Source organism: Psychroflexus salarius (genome assembly GCF_900129035.1).
Taxonomy (GTDB): domain Bacteria; phylum Bacteroidota; class Bacteroidia; order Flavobacteriales; family Flavobacteriaceae; genus Psychroflexus; species Psychroflexus salarius.
Genome location: NZ_FQTW01000026.1, coordinates 1 through 3,139, shown reverse-complemented (window position 1 = coordinate 3,139; position 3,139 = coordinate 1). Strand labels below are relative to the sequence as shown.

Sequence of the window (3,139 nt, the reverse complement as noted above, 5' to 3'; positions counted from 1 at the left end):
ACAAGCCGAATCAACTCGTACTTGCTCACTTGGGTTTTGTAATTGAAATTCATTACTTTTAAATCCGTAATAACTGCGGTTATACAAAAACGTTGGCAACTATTTGAAAAAATGATATGATAGAATTTTTAAAGGATATAGCACCCACTACAATTTCGTTGATTACAACAGGTTTAGTAAGCGTAATTATTGGAATTTATCTCGAAAAGTTTAAAAATAGACTAACTTTTATAAAATACAACATTCTTTTTCAACCATTAGCAACTTCGAATCAAAATGAATATTGGGGGAACATAGATGTCTATTATAACGGTCTAAAGACTAATCATTTGAACTTTATGACACTAATTCTTGAAAATGATAGTAATAAAGATTTTCAAAATATTTTTGTGGATATTTGGGTGGATAAAAATTCATTTATTAAGGGACAAAACGGATTTTATGTTGATAGTGGTAAATCAATTCCACTAGAAACTTCTCATTATAACAGATTAGTTGAGGTAGTTGAACAAAATAAGTTAGATATTTTAAAACGAGAGGAAAATCCTGACCATATCACACCGATAAATCTTCAAAATGACATTAACTATTTTCAAACAAATTCAAAATTCTATTTACCAGTCTTTAATCGGAAATCTGAAATAAAATTTAATATTCTCGCTGAAAATGACAACGGACAGCAACCAAATATTGGTATAGATATTAAACACAAAGGACTAAAATTAATAAAGGAAAATGATAAGTATGATGAAGATAAAAAATTGGGACTTGGTATGATAACATATGGATTGATTGTATTCGTTTTAATAACAGCTATTCTATTATACTATTACCCACAATCTATCACGCCAATACTAATTTTAGGAATAGTAGGGTTATTGAACTTAGTTTTTGGATTGTTTATTTATAGATTGTTTCAAACAATCAAGAATTATCTAAAATGAAAACAGTTGCCAACACGAGGCTATATGTAATGCTGTATTATTTGCTTAATCGAAGTTTTGAGATTTTTTGCTAAATTTGTTGAATGGTTAAAAAGTAGTGGCATTTTTGCACAGCACTACATATAGCCCGAAACGTTGGGGCCAATTTGAAATGAAAAAAATCCTGAAATTAAAATTAATTTTCCTTCTGATTATCTTTTCTTCATGCAAAGAGAAATCGAAATTTTTTGACTGTGAATGTGAAAAAATTAATTTAAGTAAATCACTGACTATTACTGATAGCTTGAATCATTATCGAATTAACTACCCAAATGAAAATTGGTTGCCTTTGATTAATTTAGACTCGATTGGTAGTGGAATTGTTGTTGCTGATAAAAGTCTTGGATATTTAAGGTCTTTTGGAGTAATCGAAAAAGAAAAAGAATTTGACTTTAATAATTGGGAAGTTCAACAAAAAAGTATTGAAAAAGAATTTAATATTATCGAAAAAGGAGAAGTTGATTTCTTTAATCAACAGGCGAAATGGAATTTAGTGAAAATTGATAAAAACAAACCAATTATTTGGACTCTATATCTAACATTTAGACACCCAAAAGATGATAAATTTTATACTTTAAACTTGACTGTTGAAGACCAAAAAAACGTTCGGAACAAAATATGTAATATTGAAAGTTTGATTTACGGATTTAAAATAATTGAATAGAAAACTGGCCCCAACAGCGCATATAGTTTATGGCGAAAATCTTGCTAGAACGATAATTTTAGTATTTTTAGAATCTTAAGATTTCAACCGAAAGGCGAGCGGTTTTTAACTTCGCCACAAATCATATGCTAGACCGTTGTGCGTCATTTACCAAAACACTATAAGAACGAATGGAATTATTAGCTGAAACAGATAAATTAAAACTTGAATTTGAACAGGAATTAGCTGTTTTGACTGAAAAACTGAGCGGAAAAGTTTTGTTGGAGGACGAATTTTACGGAAACCCAAACTGCGGAATTATTGACTCTGAAAATAAATGGGCAATTATTGCTGGAATTCATCTGACCTTTTGGAAATTAAACCAGACTAAAAAATATCGGAATGAATCTTTTGAGTGGATTCACTCATTGCGAATGAAAAATAAAAAAACAGTTGAAATTCTAACTGACCCTTGGAGTGAAAAATCATCTATTTGGGAACTAAATACGGAAAATGCTGAGTTGAAAAAAATAAAAGATTTTACAGATTATAGAAATAAAGAATATTTTGAATCTGTAGAATGGTAAAAAACGAACGCACAACAATGTATAACCGCAATTACGGCGGATTCGACTACGTCCGAATCCACTCGGAATTGCTAAAGTCTGTGCCTAACCGAAAATTAACGCATATTAACCCGTAAATGACGGTTATACGAGACCGTTGTAGCCAATTTGAGAAATGACATTAACTAAAAAAATACTAATCGGAATTTCTTCAGTAATAATATTATTCGTTGGATTTATATTTTGGTTATTTTTCGAAATCGCAAATGAAAATAAAGGAGATGAAATATTTTACAATATTGAAATTCCTAAAAAATTAAAATTTGAAAAACCAATCTTATTTTTATCTAATAGACAAATTGACTCTTTGAGAAATTTAAATGTTGAGCAAGAAAAAATATTGGTAATTGGAAATGGATATTCTGGATATGATTTTTATATGTGGCATAAACCAAGTGAAAAAGGAGAATTATTTATTAAAGCATACGAATTGACTAAAAATACTCGATTATCGGAGTGGAAATTAAATAACCGAACGAAAAATAAAATATCGGAATTGAGCAACGAATATAAACTCTATGAAGGAAGAACAGTAATTGACGAAGGAACTTTTGAGAACTTCTATCCTACTCGATTTGAATTATGGTTTAAATCTGAAAGTTCTGGCATCGAAAAAAAGCTGACTGAAAAAAATTATGTGATTGATGGTTGGGACAGATAAAAAACTGGCTACAACAATGTATAACCGCAATTACGGCGGATTCGACTACGTCCGAATCCACTCGGAATTGCTAACGTCAGTGCTAAACCGAAAATCATTAACTTTAATCCCGTAACTGACGGTTATACGAGACCGTTGTGGGTAATTTGCTAAAATGATTAACTTAAAAAAATGAAAAAAGATATTTTAATATTAAAAATCCTTTTAAGCATTCTGACTGTTTTAC

Annotated in this window: 4 protein-coding genes; all 4 read left to right on the top strand. The window is 29.8% G+C overall.

What is annotated here, in order from left to right; genetic code table 11:
- Positions 1-116: 116 nt before the first annotated feature.
- The 4 genes from BUB82_RS11485 (at position 117) to BUB82_RS11470 (ending at position 2,913) form a co-directional block, all read left to right on the top strand.
- Positions 117-944: a hypothetical protein gene (locus BUB82_RS11485; RefSeq protein ID WP_073193767.1), complete on the top strand. Its 828-nt coding sequence runs from the start codon at positions 117-119 to the stop codon at positions 942-944.
- A 97-nt stretch (positions 945-1,041) separates the two neighbouring features.
- A complete protein-coding gene (locus tag BUB82_RS11480; RefSeq protein ID WP_143185694.1) occupies positions 1,042-1,647 on the top strand; it encodes a hypothetical protein in 606 nt (201 codons plus the stop codon).
- 170 nt (positions 1,648-1,817) lie between these two features.
- Positions 1,818-2,213, top strand: a complete 396-nt coding sequence (locus BUB82_RS11475; protein WP_073193765.1) for a hypothetical protein — start codon at positions 1,818-1,820, stop codon at positions 2,211-2,213.
- Positions 2,214-2,367: 154 nt separating this feature from the next.
- Positions 2,368-2,913, top strand: a complete 546-nt coding sequence (locus tag BUB82_RS11470; RefSeq protein WP_073193764.1) for a hypothetical protein — start codon at positions 2,368-2,370, stop codon at positions 2,911-2,913.
- Positions 2,914-3,139 lie beyond the last annotated feature (226 nt).